General features: G+C 57.6%; 20 protein-coding genes and 1 pseudogene. 19 read left to right on the plus strand and 2 right to left on the minus strand.

The window, feature by feature from the left end; all coding sequences use genetic code 11:
- Positions 1 to 23 precede the first annotated feature (23 nt).
- The 8 genes and pseudogenes from BN77_RS29250 (at position 24) to BN77_RS29285 (ending at position 9,019) form a co-directional block, all read left to right on the plus strand.
- Entirely contained in the window at positions 24 to 1,316 is a 1,293-nt protein-coding gene (locus tag BN77_RS29250) for a cytochrome P450 (RefSeq protein WP_040679146.1), read from the plus strand.
- A gap of 1 nt (position 1,317) precedes the next feature.
- Positions 1,318 to 1,626 (plus strand): ferredoxin, encoded by a 309-nt coding sequence (locus BN77_RS29255; RefSeq protein ID WP_007539152.1) that lies wholly within the window; start codon positions 1,318 to 1,320, stop codon positions 1,624 to 1,626.
- Positions 1,613 to 2,458: an SDR family oxidoreductase gene (locus tag BN77_RS29260; protein ID WP_040679089.1), complete on the plus strand. Its 846-nt coding sequence runs from the start codon at positions 1,613 to 1,615 to the stop codon at positions 2,456 to 2,458. Before BN77_RS29255 ends, BN77_RS29260 begins: the two co-directional genes overlap by 14 nt.
- Positions 2,459 to 2,463: 5 nt before the next feature.
- Positions 2,464 to 3,800, plus strand: a pseudogene (locus tag BN77_RS29265) (cytochrome P450).
- Positions 3,801 to 3,889: 89 nt separating this feature from the next.
- Complete coding sequence (locus BN77_RS29270) at positions 3,890 to 4,882, plus strand: polyprenyl synthetase family protein (protein ID WP_007539158.1); 993 nt, start codon at positions 3,890 to 3,892, stop codon at positions 4,880 to 4,882.
- Between the two features lie 219 nt (positions 4,883 to 5,101).
- The gene (locus BN77_RS29275) at positions 5,102 to 6,643 is read left to right on the plus strand and encodes a prenyltransferase/squalene oxidase repeat-containing protein (protein ID WP_007539159.1); all 1,542 of its coding nucleotides are present in this window, start codon (positions 5,102 to 5,104) and stop codon (positions 6,641 to 6,643) included.
- Complete coding sequence (locus tag BN77_RS29280) at positions 6,633 to 7,538, plus strand: terpene synthase family protein (RefSeq protein WP_007539161.1); 906 nt, start codon at positions 6,633 to 6,635, stop codon at positions 7,536 to 7,538. Before BN77_RS29275 ends, BN77_RS29280 begins: the two co-directional genes overlap by 11 nt.
- 515 nt (positions 7,539 to 8,053) lie before the next feature.
- Positions 8,054 to 9,019, plus strand: coding sequence for a phytanoyl-CoA dioxygenase family protein (locus BN77_RS29285; protein ID WP_007539163.1), 966 nt, complete (start codon positions 8,054 to 8,056; stop codon positions 9,017 to 9,019).
- 333 nt (positions 9,020 to 9,352) lie between these two features.
- Here the strand turns inward: BN77_RS29285 and BN77_RS34525 are convergent, their stop codons facing one another.
- Positions 9,353 to 9,580, minus strand: coding sequence for a hypothetical protein (locus BN77_RS34525; protein ID WP_081593635.1), 228 nt, complete (start codon positions 9,578 to 9,580; stop codon positions 9,353 to 9,355).
- A gap of 174 nt (positions 9,581 to 9,754) precedes the next feature.
- Here BN77_RS34525 and tnpA point away from each other — a divergent pair, with 174 nt between their 5' ends.
- The 8 genes from tnpA (at position 9,755) to rpoN (ending at position 16,465) form a co-directional block, all read left to right on the plus strand.
- The gene (gene tnpA / locus BN77_RS29295) at positions 9,755 to 10,141 is read left to right on the plus strand and encodes an IS66-like element accessory protein TnpA (protein WP_007539166.1); all 387 of its coding nucleotides are present in this window, start codon (positions 9,755 to 9,757) and stop codon (positions 10,139 to 10,141) included.
- Positions 10,142 to 10,602: 461 nt separating this feature from the next.
- The gene (locus BN77_RS29300) at positions 10,603 to 11,319 is read left to right on the plus strand and encodes an amino acid kinase family protein (protein WP_007539168.1); all 717 of its coding nucleotides are present in this window, start codon (positions 10,603 to 10,605) and stop codon (positions 11,317 to 11,319) included.
- 7 nt (positions 11,320 to 11,326) lie between these two features.
- Positions 11,327 to 12,145 (plus strand): nucleoside-diphosphate kinase, encoded by an 819-nt coding sequence (locus BN77_RS29305; protein WP_007539170.1) that lies wholly within the window; start codon positions 11,327 to 11,329, stop codon positions 12,143 to 12,145.
- A 24-nt stretch (positions 12,146 to 12,169) separates the two neighbouring features.
- Positions 12,170 to 12,850, plus strand: coding sequence for a methyltransferase (locus BN77_RS29310; RefSeq protein WP_007539172.1), 681 nt, complete (start codon positions 12,170 to 12,172; stop codon positions 12,848 to 12,850).
- Positions 12,847 to 13,434, plus strand: a complete 588-nt coding sequence (locus BN77_RS29315; protein WP_100248175.1) for a hypothetical protein — start codon at positions 12,847 to 12,849, stop codon at positions 13,432 to 13,434. Before BN77_RS29310 ends, BN77_RS29315 begins: the two co-directional genes overlap by 4 nt.
- Positions 13,435 to 13,442: 8 nt before the next feature.
- Positions 13,443 to 14,225, plus strand: coding sequence for a MurR/RpiR family transcriptional regulator (locus BN77_RS29320; RefSeq protein WP_100248177.1), 783 nt, complete (start codon positions 13,443 to 13,445; stop codon positions 14,223 to 14,225).
- Between the two features lie 232 nt (positions 14,226 to 14,457).
- Positions 14,458 to 14,985 (plus strand): peroxiredoxin, encoded by a 528-nt coding sequence (locus tag BN77_RS29325; RefSeq protein WP_037076030.1) that lies wholly within the window; start codon positions 14,458 to 14,460, stop codon positions 14,983 to 14,985.
- A gap of 49 nt (positions 14,986 to 15,034) precedes the next feature.
- On the plus strand, positions 15,035 to 16,465 hold the full coding sequence (gene rpoN, locus BN77_RS29330) for an RNA polymerase factor sigma-54 (RefSeq protein ID WP_007539180.1): 1,431 nt from the start codon (positions 15,035 to 15,037) through the stop codon (positions 16,463 to 16,465).
- Positions 16,466 to 16,484: 19 nt separating this feature from the next.
- Here the strand turns inward: rpoN and BN77_RS29335 are convergent, their stop codons facing one another.
- Positions 16,485 to 17,141: a nitrogen fixation protein NifQ gene (locus BN77_RS29335; RefSeq protein ID WP_007539182.1), complete on the minus strand. Its 657-nt coding sequence runs from the start codon at positions 17,139 to 17,141 to the stop codon at positions 16,485 to 16,487.
- 263 nt (positions 17,142 to 17,404) lie between these two features.
- Here BN77_RS29335 and BN77_RS29340 point away from each other — a divergent pair, with 263 nt between their 5' ends.
- The 3 genes from BN77_RS29340 to nifA all read left to right on the plus strand — a co-directional run.
- Positions 17,405 to 17,725: a HesB/IscA family protein gene (locus BN77_RS29340; protein ID WP_028748905.1), complete on the plus strand. Its 321-nt coding sequence runs from the start codon at positions 17,405 to 17,407 to the stop codon at positions 17,723 to 17,725.
- A 396-nt stretch (positions 17,726 to 18,121) separates the two neighbouring features.
- The gene (gene nifW / locus BN77_RS29345; RefSeq protein ID WP_007539184.1) at positions 18,122 to 18,526 is read left to right on the plus strand and encodes a nitrogenase stabilizing/protective protein NifW; all 405 of its coding nucleotides are present in this window, start codon (positions 18,122 to 18,124) and stop codon (positions 18,524 to 18,526) included.
- 385 nt (positions 18,527 to 18,911) lie between these two features.
- The coding region (nifA, locus tag BN77_RS29350) for a nif-specific transcriptional activator NifA (RefSeq protein WP_425280271.1) at positions 18,912 to 20,521 on the plus strand (1,610 nt) is incomplete at its 3' end.

A 20,521-nucleotide genomic window follows, 5' to 3' on the forward strand; every position in this document is an offset into this window, starting at 1 on the left:
AGCCAACCAAACGGGTAACGAAGATGGACGTGAAAGAAACAGTGGCGGTATGCCGGGATGCCTTCGCCGAACTGGCGTCGCCAGCGTGTATCCACGACCCGTATCCGTTCATGCGTTGGTTGCGCCAGCACGATCCGGTCCATCGCGCCACGTCCGGGCTCTTTCTGTTGAGCCGCCACGCCGACATCTACTGGGCGCTTAAGGCCACGGGGGATGCGTTTCGAGGACCGGCACCGGGCGATTTGGCGCGCTATTTCCCTCGTGCAGCGACCAGCCTGTCGCTGAGTTTGCTGGCTTCTACCTTAGCGATGCAGGATCCTCCGACACATACGCGCTTGCGCCGACTGGTCTCCCGTGATTTCACCAAACGCGAGATCGACAATATACGGCCGAACATCGCGCGAATAGTCGAAGAGCGCCTGGACGCTATTGCGCCGGCCTTGGGACGCCGGGAGATAGTGGATCTTCATCGCGAATTTGCGCTTGCCCTGCCAATGCTAGTCTTTGCAGAACTGTTCGGCATGCCCCAAGATGACATGTCCGGGCTCGCCGCCATCATTGGCGCCCTCCTGGAGGGGCTGAGCCCGCACGCCAACGATGCCCAACTCGCAGCGGCGGACGCAGCTAGCGCCAAAATTATGGCCTACTACGGCGACCTGATCCAGCGCAAGCGCACCGATCCCCGCCAGGACATCGTCTCGATGCTGGTGGGCGCTCACAGCGACGACGCCGACAAGCTGTCGGATGCAGAATTGATCAGCATGCTTTGGGGCATGCTGCTCGGCGGCTTCGCCACTACAGCTGCGACGATCGGCCATGCGGTCCTGGCGATGCTGGCATATCCGGAGCAGCGACACTGGCTACAGGAAGACGCCGGGGTCGAGGCATTCGTAGAAGAAGTATTGCGCTGCGACGCCCCCGCCATGTTCAGCTCCATTCCGCGGATCGCCCAGCGTGACATTGAGCTGTGTGGCGTGATGATACCCAAAGGTGCAGACGTGCGCGTGCTACTCGCGGCCGGCAATCGTGACCCGGACGCGTTTCCCGATCCTGACCGCTTCGATCCCGCACGATTCTACGGCAGCACCAGCCCCGGCATGTCGAACGACGGGAAAATCATGCTGAGTTTCGGGCACGGTATCCACTTCTGCCTCGGCGCGCAACTTGCCCGGGTGCAACTGGCTGAGAGCCTTCCCCGCATTGAGGCGCGCTTCCCGACGCTCGCACTGGCCGAGACGCCGATACGGGAGCCATCTGCGTTCCTCAGAACGTTTCGCACTTTACCCGTACGGATTCATGCCGGTGGAGAGGCGTGAGATGCGCGTCGTGATCGACCAAGAACTGTGCGGAACCACCTGGCAGTGCGTGCTGACCCTGCCTGGCATCTTTCGGCAGCGCGAAGCGGATGGCGTGGCCGAAGTTTACGTGGCGACCGTCGCTAAGGCGCAGCACGCCGCGGTTCGGCTTGCGGCCAGTCAGTGCCCGGTGGGCGCCATTCGGGTCATCGAAAGCGACGATTGCGGTGGCGAGCCAGGGAATGTCGGCCCCCTGCCCTCTCCGGCCGAGCTCGGGCGGCATGCCACGAGAGATGAACACAAACCGGGACGACACGATGGGACGGTTTGAGGGAAAGGTGGCCGTGGTGACCGGCGCTGGCGCTGGCATCGGCAAGGCATGCGCCCTCGCCATCGCGCGCGAGGGCGGCAGAGTGGTGGTGGCCGACATTGACGACTCAGCGGCAACCGCCTGCACGGCGCAGATCGCGGCCGAAACTGGTCACGCGCTGACCCTGGCCGTCGACATCGCCGACGCGCAAGCGGTGGCAGCGCTGTTCGAAACGGCGGAGCGCCACTTCGGCGGGATCGACCTGCTGGTGAACAACGCGAGCGCCATGCATCTGACCCCGCGCGACCGCGCGATCCTCGACCTGGACCTAGCGGTTTGGGATCAGACGATGGCGACTAATCTGCGCGGCACGCTGCTCTGCTGCCGGCAGGCCATCCCGCGAATGATCGCCCGTGGCGGTGGCGCGATCGTCAACATGTCCTCGTGCCAGGGGCTCAGCGGTGACACCGCGCTGACTTCCTACGCCGCGTCGAAGGCCGCAATGAACATGCTATCAACCTCCCTTGCCACGCAATACGGTCGCGCGCAGATACGCTGCAACGCCGTCGCGCCGGGTCTCATCATGACGGAACGTCTCCTCGCCAAGCTCGACGAGCGATTGCAACGGCAATTGCACCGGCACCAACTCCTGGCGCACGTTGGCCGCCCCGAGGACGTGGCCGCGCTGGTGGTTTTTCTGCTTTCCGACGACGCTGCGTTCATCACCGGGCAAGTTGTGTGCATCGACGGCGGCATGCTGGCGCACCTGCCGACATACGCAGATGGCGGCAATAATCCGGCCGAGCGCCCCGTCGATAGCGTGGACGAAGCGCCCTTTGCCCAGGAGAGGTAAGAGACATGCTGCTCAACCCGCTGAACCGCCGGCGCACGCTGCAATACAACATCCCGATCATGCCCGGCGCGTTCCCGATAGTGGGGCATCTTCCCGCCATCGTGAGCGACCTTCCCCGCCTGCTACGGCGCGCAAAAGGAATGCTAGGGAACCACTTCTGGCTGGATTTTGGCCCGGGGGGCAGCTGATGATTTGCCTCGATCCTGATACGCTCGCGGCGCTCCGGCACAAAAACGTCTCTTCGTCACTAATCGGCGAAATGGCGCCCGAGATTCTCGGTGGAACATTGGTCAGTTTGGACGGTAGCGCGCACCGCCGGGCGCGAGACGGCATCAAGGAGGCTTTTCTTCCCAAGGGGCTCACTGCGGCTGGCATTGGTGATCTATTTGCACCCATCATCCGGGCGCGGGTGCAGGCGTGGCGCGAGCGTGGGGGCGTCTCTATCTTACCTGAAACCGGCGACCTGATGCTCAAGCTTACCTTCTATCTCATGGGGATCCCGCCGCAAGATCTGCCCGTGTGGCATCGCAAGTACCGGCAACTATTACAGTTGATCGTCGCTCCCCCCGTGGACTTGCCTGGAACACCGCTGCGGCGCGGTCGCGCCGCCCGCGACTGGATCGACGCCCAGTCGCGACAATTCATCCGCGACGCCCGCGCGCGCTCCACTCGAACCGGCTTGATAAACGACATGGTGAGCGCCTTCGATTGCAGTGAAGATGCGCTGTCAGATGACGTCCTTGTTGCTAACGTCCGTTTGCTACTGCTAGCCGGTCACGAAACAACTGCCTCGACGATGGCCTGGATGGTAATCGAGTTGGCGCGCCAGCCCGATCTTTGGCACGCCCTGGTCGAGGAAGCGCGACACGCAGGGACGGTGCCTACACAGCACGAGCACCTGGCGCAGTTTCCTGTTGCCGAGGCCCTGTTTCGGGAAACCTTACGCCTGCATCCGGCATCATCGCTCGTACCGCGTCGCACGACGCGGGAATTGCATCTTGGCGGGCGCCACCTTCCTGCAGGCACCAGGCTTGGTATCCCGCTGCTGCACTTCTCGACCTCATCGTTACTGCACGACGCGCCAGATCAGTTCCGCATTGAGCGTTGGCTGGGACGCGTAGAGCCCGTAGGACCCCTTGATATGTTGCAGTTCGGTACCGGGCCGCACGTGTGCATCGGTTACCATCTGGTATGGCTTGAACTGGTCCAATTTGCCGTGGCGTTGGCGCTGACCATGCAAAAAACCGGCGTGAAGCCGCAGTTGCTTAACGACGCTGAGAAGGGACGACGTTTCTTCCCGACGGCGCAGCCGTCCATGAAGGTCCGAATCGGGTTCTCATGAACAAGCCTTGCCCAGTGGCCAGCTTGGCTACGGCACCAGCAACATTGCTCGTCGACGCAGTTCCGGGTGAGACATAGGACATGCACAATATGCAGACTGATCCCACGCTACACCAGCGCCGAATTCCCGAGCTTGGTCAACCCTCCGATCAGACTGGCGCAAAATCCGTCGGGCTGCACTCGGAGGCTTGGATGCAGGACGGAGTGAAACGGGTCGAACAGGCGCTGACGCGGCTTCTTGAGGCAGGAGACGACGGTGAGACCGAACTCACGGCGGCAATGCGCTACGCCACCTTGAATGGCGGGAAGCGCACCCGCGCTTTGCTGTGTATGGCCGCCGGTGCACTAGCCGAGGCCTCGGCGGCTACTCTCGACGACGTCGGAGCCGCCATAGAGATGATGCATGCCTGTACCCTTGTTCACGATGACCTACCTGCGATGGATGACGACGTGCTTCGCCGCGGCCATCCAACGGTGCACGTCAAGTTCAGCGAAGCCACTGCGATCCTGGTTGGAGACGCATTGCAAGCACACGCTTTTCTCACCCTTGCTGGCTTGGACGCTCCGGCCGACAGGCGCTCCGCACTCGTGCGCGAACTTGCCCAGGCAGTATCTACCGGGGGTGCCGCTGGAGGCCAGGCTATGGACTTGGCGCTCGTTGGAAAGACCGCCGAACTCGACACGATCCTGAAGATGCACCGAATGAAGACTGGTGCGCTTGTGCGTGCCTCCGTTCGAATGGGCGCGTTGTGTACGATCGCGGAAAATGACGAGCACGATGAGTTATACGAGGCGCTGGATCGCTATAGCGATTGTTTCGGGATGGCATTGCAGGTGGTCGACGATATTCTTGACGCAACAGCCGATAAGGCCACGCTCGGCAAAACCCCTGGAAAGGACGCGGCGGCGCAGAAGCCGACCTGCGCGTCGATCATGGGACTGAAGGCCGCCCGGCAGTTCGTGCTGGATCTTTTTGGCGAGGCCAGTGAGGCGATCGTGCCGCTAGGCCCGGATGCGCAGCGCCTGGGGCAGATGTTACAGCAGGCCTACGTGTATCTGGCTAAGGACGCATCATGTATATGAACCCGCACGTGCGCATAGTGTCTACCGGCACCGACCGCGTATGGCCCGCGTCGACAATATCTCCTGTTCTTTATCAGAGTCCGCGCCAGAGACAGGGCCGCCCGGTGATGGATTGGCACCACGTGCTCGGGCGTGGACAGCGGAGATGGCGGAGCAACAGTGGCGCGCCTAGCGGCCGGTTAAACACGGGTGTCATCACTTACGGAAGAAGGCAGCAGCGTGACCGCACCGTCTGACCAGATCCTCTCGGAGTTGCGCCACCTCCTCAGCAAGATGAGCGATGGTGGCTGCGTCGGCCCGTCAGTCTATGATACCGCACGGGCCCTCCATTTCAGTGGCGTCGTCGCTGGCAATCATGAGGCATGCGACTGGCTTATCGCGCAACAACAGCCCGACGGCGGTTGGGGAAGCTCGGACTTCCCGTTGTTCCGCCACGCGCCCACTTGGGCAGCCTTTTTAGCATTGCAGCGCGCCGGTTCTTTTCCCGGTGCTGCTGACGCGGTACAAGCCGCAGAACAGTTCCTCCGGCACCAACCCGATCCATATGAGCATGCGGTACCGGAAGACGCGCCTATCGGAGCAGAGCTGATCCTGCCGCAGCTTCTGGGCGAGGCGACGCGATCGAAAGGATTGAACCTTCCGCGCCACCGCGCGTTGGTACGGCTGCGGCAGTCTCGCCTCGCCAAAGTCCACACGTTAGCGGCTTTGCCGAGCGGGCATCCTCTGCTTCACTCGTGGGAGGCTTGGGGATCATCGCCGGCTATGGCTTCCCCAGATGAGCACGGCAGCATCGGTATTAGCCCAGCCGCAACCGCGGCGTGGCGTGCCCAAGCAAGTGCACAAGCGAGTTCACCAGAGCTGCTCAGGCGCGCCGACGCATACCTGCATGCTGCATCGCTGGCGACGGCCAGCGGCCTCGACAATATCCTTCCCAACGTGTGGCCAATCGATATATTCGAGCCGTGTTGGTCGCTGTTCAGCTTGCATTTGGGTGGCCTTTTAGCGCATCCCGCCCTCGCTCAGGCGGTGCGCCGGATCGTCGCGCGACTAGAGGCTTGCATGAGCACGAATGGCCTAGGCCCGGCATCACATTTTGCAGCCGATGCGGACGACACTGCTGTAGCGCTATGCGTCTTGAACCTCGTGGGTCGGGTGCCTGGGGCCCACGCGCTACGCCAATTCAAGATCGGTGAGGTTTTCGTCACCTTTCCGGGCGAGCGCAATGCTTCGGTGTCCACAAACATCCACGCTCTTCATGCCTTGCGATTGGCCGGCCAGACCGCCGCTGCCACAAGCGCTTTCGTCGACGCCAATCGAAATCCACAAGGTGTATGGGACAATGAAAAATGGCACGCCTCCTGGCTGTACCCGACTTCGCATGCGGTCGCTGCTTTGGCGCAAGGCGCTCCGAAGTGGCGGGACGAGCGGGTCTTGGTGGCGCTGCTAAAGGCGCAGCGCGACGATGGCGGCTGGGGCGCAGGGAGCGGATCCACATTCGAGGAGACCGCCTATGCGCTCTTTGCCTTGCGCGTGCTGGACGAGAGAGAGACGCCAACAGCCCGCGCGCGTGCTGGCCAAGCGGTGGCACGTGCTTTGGAATGGATGCTGGCCCATTATGTAGCGAACACTTCGCCTTACACTGCACTTTGGATCGGCAAAGAACTCTATTGCCCCACACGTGTCGTCCGCGTGGCAGAGCTCGTAGGCTTGTGGCTAGCGCTTTCCTGGGGGAGTAAGCCGGAGCACCGTAATGAAGACTGAGTTTGCCCTGAAACTGGTATTGGATTGGGGCCGAAGCCTGAGCGGGTTCGCCGCGGATCATGCCGTGGAAGCAGTCAGAGGCGGCCAGTACATCTTGGAGAGTATTCAACCTTGGTTGGACGAACTTAGCGCGCGCACGTTCCGCGATCCGCGGGACGAAACCCTGATACTGGCCTTCTATCGCGAACTGGCACTCCTGTTCTGGCTCGACGATTGCTACGATCACGACTTGATCGCGCCTGAGCAGCTTGCCGCAGTGGAACTCGCGCTAGCGCAAGAGGCACCCCGTGCTCCCAGCGGATTCGAGTCGTGTGCTGCGCAGCGCGCTTTACTCGCCCAGCTCGCCTACGATCGGCGCGACTATATCCAGCTTCTGGACGATACCCGTCGCTACTGCGGGGCGCTACGCGCCGGTCACACGCAAGCGGCAACGGGGAAGCAGTGGTCATACGCTGAATACCTTGACAACGGGGTAGCCTCGATCGCCTACACCAACGTGTTTTGCTGTCTCTCGTTACTTTGGGGATTGGACATGGCATGCTTGCGCCGCTGTCCAGCTTTCCGCCAGGCGATCTGGCTTATCTCAGCGATAGGCCGCTTGCAGAACGATCTGCATGGGTGCGATAGAGATAGTTCGATGGGCGAAACTGACAACTCAGTGATCCTTCTACTGCGGCGCTATCCGGCAATGCCTGCAGCGAAGTTTTTAAGCGACGAGCTGGCTGGACTTACGCGCATGCTGCGCCGGCTTTTAGTAGAAGAGCACCTTCCCCCCGCGTGGGATGCCCTCATAGACGCTATGACCGGCATCCGCACGCATTTTTATGAGACCTCTCGCAGTCGCTACCGTAGCGACGGCACGGGGAGCACAGCAAGGACTGAGCCTCAAGCGTAAGCCGGCCGGAGGCAGTTGCAGCGACGCTGCCCCGAGCGGATGCAAGCACCGGATTTGCTTGAAGGCCGCCCTCGGCTGAAGCAGCAGGCCAATCCGTCGCCCGAGCAGGGAGAGATCCCGCTATCTCGCAAGACAAAGGGCTGACTTGTCCAATATTCACGATCTTAATCGCTCTCATCCAAACAAATGATTTGTCAGACCCAAGGCGATTTGGAGTAACAATGGCGCCACGATCGGATTTCACGAAGAAGATGATGCGCAATAGCGAAGGGTGAAATGTGTCCAGTGTCCTTTACCGGGACAATCGGTATCCCGACAGGTACGAACTTTCACATGGGATTAGGAGGTTAGTCGCAGCGGTTGAAAGTTGATCAAAGCTTCGAAAGCGACGCGTGCGGGTCAACATGCCAAGCGACCCGTGCAACGTCCGAACAACACCACGGCAAAATTAGTCAGCACTGCGAGACGGGGTGTCGAGAAAACCGCCGCGACGCAAACGTTAGAAAGGCCGCTAAATGCAACGTTCATCGACTCCCGCGGGTCAGGACCTGGAAGCTATCTCGCGCAACGGCGGAGTGTTCCGCCGCATGGCGTCCCGAATCCCAACATACATGACGGATCTTCGAGAGAACCCCGCTTGGCTGCCGATGTTCCTTTTGGCACGCACCATCCCTTTTCGCAAAGCCCATTGGCTTACCGCCAAACCGGCTGCAATTGTGTCACGCACGCGTGACTCGATGTTCGGTGACCTAAAGGCAGACGCTATCGCGACAGAGCTAAAACGCTCAGGCATTTACCCAGGATTGAAGCTGCCAAATGCGATCATAGAAGGAATTGCTCGTTTTGCTCGTGAGACACCATGCTTCGGCAATTTCGACCGGAAGCTCGAATTTTTGCCGCAAGATCATCAAGAGGCCGAGCGCCTCTTCCGCCGGGCGATACTTAGCGGTCACCACTACGAAAGGGTATTGAAGTGCGATGCCGCCATCGCTGTCCAGCAAGATCCGCTGCTCCTCGAGGTTGCCCGCCACTACCTGGGCGACGGTGCGAAATTGATCACGACGAGGACTTGGTGGAGCTTTCCGACCAGCAGCCCATCAGATGCTGAACTGAGCAGGGCGTCGTTCAAGTTTCATTTTGATTTAGACGACTGGCGAATGCTGAAATTCTTCTTTTATCTTTCTGATGTTGATGAAGAGGCGGGTCCGCATGTTTATGTCCGCGGAAGTCACAACCGCCGACGCCTAAAGCATCAACTGACTCTCCTCGTAGGCCACCCGGCGCACGAAGTGGTGGGTTTCTATGGACAACAAAATGTGATGACCCTTACTGGAGGGGCGGGAACGGGCTTTGTAGAGGACCCATTTGGTTTCCACATGGGCACACCAGCTAAAACCAAGCCGAGACTAATGATGGAGGTAGGCTTCGGGGTTTCGAAGCCCTCAAGGCGGCGCTTCCATGGCGAACCAGTTGTGCGGTAGGAGCACGCCAGTGCTTGTCATGGAGCTCTAGTACAAGCCGACCAAGGACCGGGATGGAACCACGCGCGACGCCACTCATACTGCTGAACATTTTCCGTTAGCAGAGTGGCGCCATTGCCGATGCGATATGCCAAGGGCGTCGAGTTCGCTACCCTCGAATGGTCGATTCGTTCAAACACCGACGGATCTTGGAGCTCTTAATGACCGCGGCCGAAGTCGCGTGAAAAGGCTGCACTTGACCTCAACTGATCACATGCGGGATGTTGTCAAGCGAAGTGAAGATTTGACCCCGCATATTGCCTCACCGGGAGATGTTACCGAACGTAGCAAGCGTCAGGAAGCGGCGAAGCGCTGGAGATCGACAACAACGGGCTCCTCAAGTTTCTGATTCACACCACGTCGATCAACTCGTCTTCCAAGCTCTTCTTGTGCAGCACGCAGGCTGGCAAACAACAGAACGGGGTCGCTATTTTCCAGCATTGCCTGTAGCTGCTTCTTGTCAGCTTCGGCCACGCTAGAACGAGCGGCGGGTGGAGCCGGCGGATGATAGCGCTTGATCACGCGCGCCCCGATCCGCGTCTTATCCTGCAGCTTGAATGACGGCTGGCATAGATTGCCGTAAAGGCGAACAACCGCATAAAGTTGACTAAGGGTAACCGGTGTTCCGTCCCCACGTTGTCCTCGCCGCCCTGATCTGTGATCGCCTATCCATGGACGAGCAATGGGAGTTTCTCCATGGAGAGTACATTGGAGGTTCTCACGACCAGGAAGTCTGGTCGTGAGGTTAACCGGCACTGGCCGGACGAGGTAAAGGCGCAGATCGTTTACGAAAGTCTTCGGCCCGGAGCGATGGTGAATGAGGTTGCCGAGCGACATGGCTTGAAGCCGAACCACCTATCCACGTGGCGGACGATGGCACGGCAAGGCAAGTTGGTTCTGCCTGCACCCGAGGATGCGGTCGAGTTCGCAGCGGTCATCGTCGAACCACCTGTTTCGGAACCGCCGATCAAAAAGACCAGCCGTCCGGAGATCATCGTCGGGTCCGTCACCATTCGACTGGAAGAAGGCGCGTCTGCAGCCCGGATCGCCGCTGTTGCGCGTGCCTGCGCGGTTCCAGCATGATCTTTCCATCGAACCGTGTCCGGATCATGGTGGCGACCAAGCCCGTCGATTTTCGCAAGGGCCACGCTAGCTACGCCCTTCAATTCTCGTGCCGAGCAATGTTTATGTCGCGTGGAGCTGTCCCCTCCTGGCCGCATAGGCTCATTACCGCATCATTCGCAGCACTGATTAGCACTTCATCGATCCTTCGGGCGGGCGTTGGCATGACTTTCGCATAGCCCTTACGGCAGACTGGCGGGAATGATTTAAGGACACTGCTACGATGAATACTGAGGCCCACAAACAAGCACTTAACTGCGCCGGCAGACAAACCGATGGCCGATCCAACATCACGTGGATCGACGACGCGGATCACAGATCGTCGCTCACGTCGGACATCAAGACGGCGGCGTAACGCGCAGCGCGTTTTCCCTTAGCAAAAAAGTCTCTGCAACAGAAACATAGAAAGCGACTGGCACCACATGTCCAGCACGGGCTTTACACCATACGGGTTCTCACTAGTAGTTAAGTTCGGCGGCAGCCTAATGCGCGACATTCCGACATGCAGAGATGCGATAGCTGAGTTGGAGCGGCTCGTCGAGTTCGGGTACCGGATTTTGCTGGTGCCCGGTGGCGGCCTGCCGGATAAGGCGATAGAGGCGGTTGACGCGAGCTATCCGCTAGCGGCGTTCACAAGCCATCACGCCTGCGCCCTCGCTCAGGATCAAACCGGCTATTTGCTGACGGACCGGGCATTCTCGTCAAAACTCGTCGCAACCGCCGCTTTAGGCGAATGCCGCAAGATATCAGCGGCAGGCATGGTCCCAGTTCTGCTTCCCTCGCGTATTCTCTTCGCGATGGATCCAGTGGACTGGAGTTGGGACGTCACCTCGGACGCCGTTGCAACATGGGTCGCTTGGGTAACTGGCGCTGCTTCCGTCGCGTTTCTAACGGATGTTGACGGCGTGTACCGCAGCGGAGGCGCTAGCGAGCCCCCAGAGCTCATAGAGCATATAGATGCTGCTGACCTCGCCCGGCTTGGTCACACCTGCATCGATGCCTGCGCCGCCAAATTTATGGCCGCTCGGGGCCTCACGGGCGTCGTTGTCAACGGGTCGCACGCGAACCTCTTGAGGGACTGGCTAGATGGTAAGCAGGTTAAAGCAACCTGTATCACCGTATCGGGTAATCGGGATTAGAGGCATCATGACAGGCGCGGAAAGCGGGATGACAGCTTCTGTGGGCTTGACGGTTTACGGACCGGAGGTAGCGAGATCAGGGCTCACAGCCTCTCTCGACAATTTCATCCGACTCAAGAGCGGGCTGAAAATTGATGAACGATCCTTTTCCATTCACGGGCGAAACTCAATCGAACAATTTTATCGCCTAACAAAGTCTACATCTGGAGCCCATTGGCCAATCGTGGTCGATCTGTTCGATATGAGGCCGGTTTGCGTCACCATCTGGAAAGGTCACGACGCACTTCATCTTCTCCAGGATCTTAAGGGGAACTCCCATCCCGCGAAGGCAGCGGCCGGAACGGTTCGTAGTTTGTTTTACTGCGATAACGCCGCGAGTAATCTCATCCACGTTAGCGATAGTGCCGAGATAATGGAAGCGGAGTTGGCGATCCTTCGCAGCCGCTCCTCCCGCGAAATGGATACGGTGTGGAGTTCTCTCGATTGCGGTCGCGTGACCCACTCCTCGTTACGCATCCTACTTGAGATCCTCGGTGAACAACTACTCCCGACTCTCTTCAATGGTGACGCTTTAGCGAATGCCCGCTTCTGCGCTAACCGTGCGCAGCTGTTGGCGGCGAGGTCAACACTATTAGGGAGCGTGCAACAGTATCTGGCTGGGCAGTCCGAAGGGCTGGACGAGCTCCTTGAACACGCGGGGATGCTCTCTGGATGGGATCGGCTGATCCTGTCGGCTGGACTGCTTGCAATGCCGGCCTGGCAATATCACCTGGCCCCGCAGCCGCCTATTCATCAGATGGATCACTACGGTCCTTACCGCGTCTAGCCCAGCGGCTCTAAGGAGGACGGAATGGATACCCTCAATGAAGTACGAGCCAAACTGGCCCGCAGTCAGCAACAGTCATTTCCCATTCACATGGAAGAGTTCGGCCTGAACCTAGTCGTGAACGAGGGCGTCTTTCCGCCAGCGGAATTCCAAAGTTGGCGATGGCTTGGTGAAAATTTTCCTCCATTTCAAGGCAAGGCAATCCTAGAGATTGGCTGCGGCTTCGGACTTCCTGGACTTCACCTTGCGAAGAGTGGAGCAAAGTCAATCTTGACATGCGATATAAACCCGGCGGCAGTCGCTAACACGATCGAAAACGCGAGGCGCAATCGTATTAACAACATCCGCGTTGTCCAAAGCGACATCTTCAGTAATATTCAAACCGACCAGCTTTTTGATCTAATTTATTGGAATTATCCATCCTACTATGCCCCGGATCAGTACCAGTTTCGTGATCATCTCGAGCGGGGTGCGGTCGATCCCGGATATCGGTTGCTAGAGCGCTTCCTTTCAGAAGGGCCGTCGCGTTTGAATGGAGCCGGAAGAATCCTTCTCGGCTTCGGGAGCAACGCGAGGGACGATCTTTTCGAGGCTATTGCTAAGAGGAATTCGCTCAGTGCCACCCTTCTTAGATCATCCCCTTCATCCGATGTCGGAGTCACGTATAGGCTCTTCTCTATCCAAAAGACGGCTCCAGCGTTATGATGAACGCTACGACAAGATTGGCCATGTTGGCAATTTCAGGCAACCGTTCCAGTGATAGCTGGATTGCTGGAAGCATGATCCTCGCAGATTTCCTCGATCGTGTCCCGAACGACATCGATATTCATCACGCGAGCGGCAATGCTCTGTCGGACGCGTTCGACAGAGATCTTAGGTCGCTAATCCGAGCAGGCTTTAAAGTGTCGAGCTTCCGTCAGCTTGAAAATGAGCTAGAGGTAAAATTCAAGAAGCTTGGAACCGCGGTTGTATTAAATTGGGTCATCGGATGCGGAGAAACTCCACAACTCGTTGCCGATAGGGAGCTTGGCATGCGCCTAACGTTGGCGGAGGTCCTTGCCTATAAAGTGGCAAGGTTCAAGGAAGACCCTCTAAGCAAGCATGGGGAAGACCTTCGAGCGCTCTTTCCCCTCCGTCGGAAGAAGATCCCAGAATTCATGTCACTAGGCATTCTTGGTAGTAAGCCGGTTGAGCGCGAGCAGGAACCCTCCGAAACTAGCATTTCTCGGCCTGCACGTGAAGAACCGTCAGCCGACGCCAACGTGAAACTACTGCCGGATCGAACATGAGAGGCACAGTGCATCTCGATCCTCTTCTGCTCGATAGGATTCGCGCAGCTATTAGCGCATATCCTCCGGCGCTCGCACGTGTGGCCGCATCAATAATTGAGGATCCAGAGTTCGTCATAAATTCATCCATCGACGATTTCGCTCACCATGTAGACAGCGGGTCTGCGTCGATAGTGCGATTTTGCCGCAGATTGGGATACTCCGGCTTCCGCGAGTTCAAAATCGCTCTTAATGGAGAACTAGAAAAAGCGAAGTTTATCGGTTCACGCGGTGAGTGCTCGACAGAGAACCTGTATATCCCTAAGGAGCTCGCTCTTCTGAGCGAGACTCTGCAAAGCGCTGTCGCCGCCTCTGCTCGCTTGATCGATGAGCAACAGGTCATCAAGCTGGCCGGTCGCTTGCGATCTGCGAAGAGGATCGTCGTGCTCGGAGCCGGCGCGTCTTCCGTCTGCGCTGACATCCTCGCGTCCCGCCTTGCCTGGACCGGTCTCCCCATTGTCTGCGCGAGCTCACCTGAACTTGCTCGAACGCTCAATAAGTCTTGCGTCGCCGTCGGACTACTCTGGCCAGAGGCAACGAAAGAATTATGGCAATTCCTTTCATCGGCGAGCACTGCCGGCGCGCACTCCATTGCGATAACAGCCGACGAGGCGTGTCTTGTCGCAAAAACCGCCAATGAGATCATTACCATTGCGTCGGATCCCGCCATACGAAAACCCGGATCCTGCCTCCACATTTCGTCGATCCTCCTCCTGAGTGAATACATCTATCTTTGTCTACAGAGCCAATGAGCGCGTGCACGACACTGCTGCAATCGCGCCCACGCGCCAGGCTGGCTCATTTGTCCAAAAACTGTTGGGTTCCCGACAGACCGATGGCCGAAATCGTTCACTTGGCGGCAATCACCGTCGCACCAAGATACCAGCGCTTGTCTGCAATCGCCGCCAGTTGGCATAGTGTTTGCTTTGCTATGATTAGCAACGCCGAATGACAGACCGACGAGGATGCAGCGTGGCCGCTAGAATGAAAGTACCGTCCGTCGTATTCCACACTCGTGTACGCGATGAAGCTATGGACGGCTCAAATCCCTACCGATGGGAGAAAAAGTCATCTTCGGATTTCTTCGACCATAAGCGGGTATTACTTTTCGCCCTTCCCGGCGCGTTCACGCCAACATGTTCAACGTTTCAAGTCCCGGATTTCGAGAAATTCTATGACCGATTTCGGGAGATAGGCATCGACGAGATCTACTGTTTAGCCGTCAACGATGCCTTCGTGATGAATGCTTGGGGTAAGTCGTTGGGTTTGGAGAAAGTGAAGCTTATCCCAGATGGCTCTGGCGAATTCACCCGCAAGATGGGCATGCTGGTGGCAAAGGATAACATAGGATTTGGCATGCGCTCTTGGCGCTATGCGGCAGTGATCGATGACGGCACTATCGAGCAATTGTTCGAGGAAGAAGGGTGTTCCGACAACTGCGAAGAAGATCCATATGGGGCTTCCTCGCCGCAAAATATCTTCGAGCGGTTGAAGCGGGCCGCCGAAGCTTAATGTAGGAAATAGTCTACCTGCCCTAAGTCAATCAGGAGTCACTCTTAGGATGCAGTATTCAGCAAGCCTCACACAGCGGCAGTCCCAATCGCTGGTTTTCACGCCCCAGCTCATACAGTCGATCCGTCTCCTACAGTTTGCCCATGGTGAGTTACGCCAGTTCATCGAACAGGAACTGGAGAAAAATCCTTTCTTGGAACTTGCGCCCGACAGTGGGTCGTGTCGCCTGCCGCAGGGCAGCGCGGAGCCTGGCTCTCTTGAGAGCCAAGGTGCTATGTCGGCGAGTTCCGACGGATCGACGTCCCAAAGCGAATGGAAATCCACCCGTAGCAGCCCCGACGCATCGGCGGGCAATTCAATGCCGAGCTTTGAGGAGTATGCTGCCGCGCCCGAAACTCTTCACGAAAACGTAGACCGCCAGATCGCCCTTACCCCGTTTAGGTGCGATGAAAGACTGATCGCGCGTGCACTTGCAGATCATCTGGATGATACGGGCTATCTTCATGCCGACCTTCGCGAGATCGCTGCGGTGACCAACTTTCCGGAGAGCGAGCTAGAGCGAATACTCAGAATTTTGCAAGGCTTTGACCCAATCGGCATTTTCGCGAGAGATCTCAGAGAATGCCTTGAGATACAATTGCGTCAGCGAGACAGGTTAGATCCTGCCATGGAAGCGTTGGTTGCAAACCTGCCGCTGCTTGCGCAGCGAAACTTTCGTGCCTTGAAGCATCGTTGCGACGTCGATGAGGAAGATCTCCTGGAGATGCTGCAAGAGATAAGGTCCCTTGATCCCAAACCCGGCAACCGGTACCACTCGGGCGCACCTGAGGCAATCATCGCTGATGTCCGAGTACTGCCATCCCCTGCCGGCGGATGGCAGATCGAGCTCACGCCTGAGCTTTTACCGAGGGTGCTGCTGAACCAGAGTTATTTTGCGGAAGTCTCGCGATCTCGACACAATTCAAGTGAGCAAGCGTTCCTCAGCGAGTGTTTTCAAAGTGCGAACTGGCTTGTTCGCAGTCTAGATCAGCGTGCAAAAACCATCCTCAAGGTGGCGAGCGAAATCGTGCGCCAGCAGGGTGCCTTCTTGGAGCATGGCGTTGCTCACCTTCGCCCGCTAAACCTTAGAACGGTCGCTGAAGCTATTGAGATGCACGAGTCGACTGTTAGCCGTGTGACTGCGAATAAGTACATGCTCACGCCACGCGGTGTGTTCGAGCTGAAATATTTCTTCACATCGTCGATCGCGTCCTCAGAAGGAGGCGAGGCTCATTCTGCGGAGGCCATTCGCCACCGGATCAAGGCGATGATCGCGGCAGAGGATGAGAATAGCGTTCTTTCCGACGACGAAATGGTAGCCGAATTAAGACGCGTCGGAATCGATATCGCACGGCGGACGGTCGCGAAATACCGAGAGACGATGAATATACCCTCTTCCTTTCGCCGACTCCGGGAGTTCAAAACGCGATCGACCGTGTGATCAGGCCTATGCGGGAGGATCAGCTGGGATCATCAGGCTCAAAGCATGCTTCACGGTCCGCGCAGTCGCTGCAGCTTGGGGACTTGCACAAAGCAAAACCCTCTGACTCGCAAAGGGTTCGGTAGAGGTACTTTTTCCACCTCATGTTATCTTTATTGCCAGCAGCAAGGCGGGGGAAATGCGTAGCCATCAATCGATGGAGTTCGCCCCGCTCGGCGAGTCCAAGCTCTTGCCAAAGATGACCGTCTCTCATACAGCGTCTAGCGACTATTTTGGCGAAGCGCACGCTCGCTTGGCTATCGGGGCAGGCATGAGCCAGAAGAATGTCGCGAAGTAGTCCCTCCTCTACGCCGGGCTCCGAGTCCTTTATTTGGTCGATCGCGAGGGAGCCGATCAGCTTTAGAGGAAAGCAGCAGTATACGATGTTTTTGACTTCCTCTCGGGAAAGACCCGTCGCTTCTGTCACGGAAGCCTCTCCCGCTTCGACTTCCTCGAGTGCTCTCGAGAAGATCCTAGCGAGTACATAATCGTCAAAGTCCATCTCCACGTCCATTCTCGGCCAACCCCACGTGTCCGCGAGGCGGAATTTTCTGCGAGAACTGCGCTCTGTGATCGTCCGAACACCCCTGTTTCGAAATCGGGCGGTCACCACCGTATTCTCGCTGCCATCCGACATAGAAATGATACTCCTCAGGGTAAGTCGACCACAAATAGCCGGCTATCGGGAGGCATCAAAAACCGTGCCATTCCGTTCCGCGATCGCCAAACTTTTTGTCGACGCTCCGGCAACAGCCTTGAAATACACAAGACGCAATATCCCCTCACCCGCTTCCCTTGCGACCGCCGCTCCAGTTTCGCGCCTATTTCTCAACGGGGAGCCGGCGAGCAAGGTTGGCACGACAAATGCAGCAAACACAAAGACGAAGAAAGGAAGGACCCATGATCACTCTCACTGATAGCGCTATTGCGGCAATGAAAGCCGCCATTGAACAGAATGTGGAGCCTGCTAAAGGCCTGCGCATCAAAATTGAGGAAGGGGGCTGCGCGGGATTCAAGTATGTGATGGCGGTAGAGACCAGCCGAGCGCCGGGCGACGCCGTTGTGGAGACAGGAGGTTTGTGTTTGTTTATCGACAAAGGCTCGCAAGCATTTGTCAATGGCCTAAGAGTCGACTTCGTAACCACCTTGGAAGATTCCGGTTTCGTATTCCACAACCCGAACGCCACGGCCCCCTGCGACTGTGGCAAGTCATTTGCCTAGCGACCACGGTATCTGAATCTGCACTGTCGCCGGGCGTGCCAGGGTCATCGCGGTCTCCTAGGGCCCGACCAGATAGGGTGGAAGCGACTGCCTGGACACAGCAGGCTGTCGGGCGCCGCCTGGAGATCAGAATCAGTTCGACCAAGTCACGTTCTTTCAGCCGGGGCGTTAAAGAAGCCTCCGCAAGTGGGGCCATCCGCTTCTCCCTTCCGCGGGACAACTCTGATGAGGATATCGACCACGTGGTCGGCGTTTTACCAGAGATTGTGGCGCGTCTCCGGTCCATTGCTTGACACCTTGAGAATAAATTCAGCCTCTAGATGGTGAGGGTAGGCTCCAGCAATCCCACGAGCGAGAAGAATTTTCGCCGGCAGAAGAATACAATCGGAGAAAGCAATGAAAACTAATCCCGATAACAGCAGGCCCATAAGCGTTGTGGAAGTCCTTTCGCAGCTGAGAAATCTTTCGGCAGCGGAAGATTTCTTCGAAACACTCGGTGTCGCATATGAGCGCAGGGTGCTTGAGACGTCCCGTCTGCATATCATGAAGCGCATGGGCCAGTATCTTGCAGACGAGGATCTCGAAGATGCTCCTCAAGAACTTGTCGCCGCGCGCGCGCGCGCCACTCTCAAACGAGCCTACGAAGACTTCGTGACTTCGGCGCCGCTGCACCACCGCGTTTTTAAAGTCTTGCAGGATCATGACCCTCTTTCTGCTACTGAACACAAAATTGGCCGCAATTCCACGTTTGTGCCCTTCGAGAGCGTCCTCAAGCGCTTCGGCGAGGCACCGAGGTCGTAGCGGAACATCCTATTGTCGGAACGCCTACAAGGGTCCCGCCATATCCCACTGGCGTTCAAATCCCATCTAAGTCTTTGTGAGGCGTTTTGGGGTGCTGTCCGAGTTTGGATAGAAATTAGATGACGCGAGTCTGCCACATCCGCTCGTTGAGTCCTATTTGTCAAAGAAGCTTGTAATTTAAGGAATGGCCACTAAATTACATAACGCTGCTTATATACACATACATTGGTTGTATTTAATGCAGCAATCAACCTGAGGAGTAAGAGCGACCGCGTCTCGTGCTCGCATTGATGAAGTTGGTCCTTTGCGAAGATTTTCGAGCGAAACGCCAGAAGCGACGAAGGGCAGCGAGCTCCACGAAGTATCGAGGCTACTCGCTGCCCCTATGCGTCTGGATAGAAGATTGGCCAGTGTCGCTAAGGTGCTTCCATCTCTTCTACCGTTGCGCCGCGGGGCAATCACAGTAAGTGCTGGAAAAGAAGACCCTGCCCTCTCGGTGATGATCGAAACTTCGAACAATGCCGCCGATCGCGGCCTTCCGGAAGGTCTACTTGAGCATATCGTCAAGAGCGCTCGGCCCCTTATCGTAAAAGACATTGGAACGTCAGCGCTATTTCTACATGAACCTTCTAAGGCTCCGCGTGGAGAGACGGCGGCAGTGACGTTCATCGGCTTGCCATTGCAAGCTGAGCAGGAAACGCTAGGAGCACTTTGGATCGATCGCTACCTTCATGATTCAGGCGCAGGTTGCTTTGACGATGACGTGCGTTTTCTGACAATGGTGGCAACTCTCCTCGGTAAGGCAATTAAGTCGGATCGTGAGCTTAGGGGATCGGATCGTCAGGTCGTCGCGGTCGGCTCAAAGCCGGATGAGGCGGTTCGAAAGTCGCAATTGGAGCAGCGAAGCAAGGTTGACTGGATCGTCGGTGACAGCCCAGCGTTAAAGCAGGTCCTCGATATCGCTTCGGCCGCAGCTATGACGAACACCACCGTACTTCTGCGCGGTGAAAGCGGGACCGGAAAGGAATTCTTCGCGAAGGCGATCCATGCGCTTTCTCCACGCGCAAAAAAGCCATTCGTCAAGCTGAATTGCGCCGCGCTGCCGGAAACACTCTTAGAGTCGGAGCTTTTCGGACATGAGAAGGGTGCATTCACAGGAGCTACTGGGCAGCGCGCGGGCCGGTTTGAGCTGGCGAATGGAGGAACCCTGCTACTCGACGAGATTGGAGAAATCTCGGCGGCCTTTCAAGCTAAACTTCTGCGCGTCTTACAGGAGGGTGAGCTAGAGCGCCTTGGCGGAATGAAGACGTTAAAGGTTGATGTCCGTCTTATCTGCGCTACGAACAAAGATCTAGAGATGGCGGTCGCCAGAGGAGAATTCAGGGCAGACTTGTACTACCGAATCAGCGTCGTTCCAATTCTTTTGCCGCCTCTTCGGGCAAGATCGGGTGACATACCGCGCCTCGCGCAAGTATTCCTCGACCGGTTCAACGAGGAGAACGGTCGGAGCATGGAGTTTGCGGCTTCAGCGATCGATCTAATCTCCCGATGCTACTTTCCGGGTAATGTTCGGGAGCTCGAAAATTGCGTCCGGAGGACCGCCACCCTTGCCCGCTCGACAACGATTGTCTCGTGTGACTTTGCGTGCCAAAACGGCCAATGCTTTTCCGCGCGCCTCTGGAGGGGGGATGCAGATCCAAGCACCATTAGAGCAGTCGATGAGCTTGCTAAAGGTGGTCAATCGCCCGAAGGCGCTCACGTCCTTGGCGCAGAGGCTGGACGCGAACCGCGACCAATCGCAGCTCCCGTGAAGATCTGTGATCCCGCTGACCCGTCTTGTCCGGCAACCTCACCTCGTCTAACCGAGCGAGACCGCTTGATCGATGCTATGGAAAGAGCAGGCTGGGTGCAGGCAAAAGCGGCCCGCCTGCTTGGCATCACACCTCGGCAAGTCGGTTACGCCCTCCGCCGGCACCGCGTCGATGTGAAGAAATT

Origin of the sequence: Rhizobium mesoamericanum STM3625 (assembly GCF_000312665.1) — a bacterium.
Lineage (GTDB): Bacteria > Pseudomonadota > Alphaproteobacteria > Rhizobiales > Rhizobiaceae > Rhizobium > Rhizobium mesoamericanum.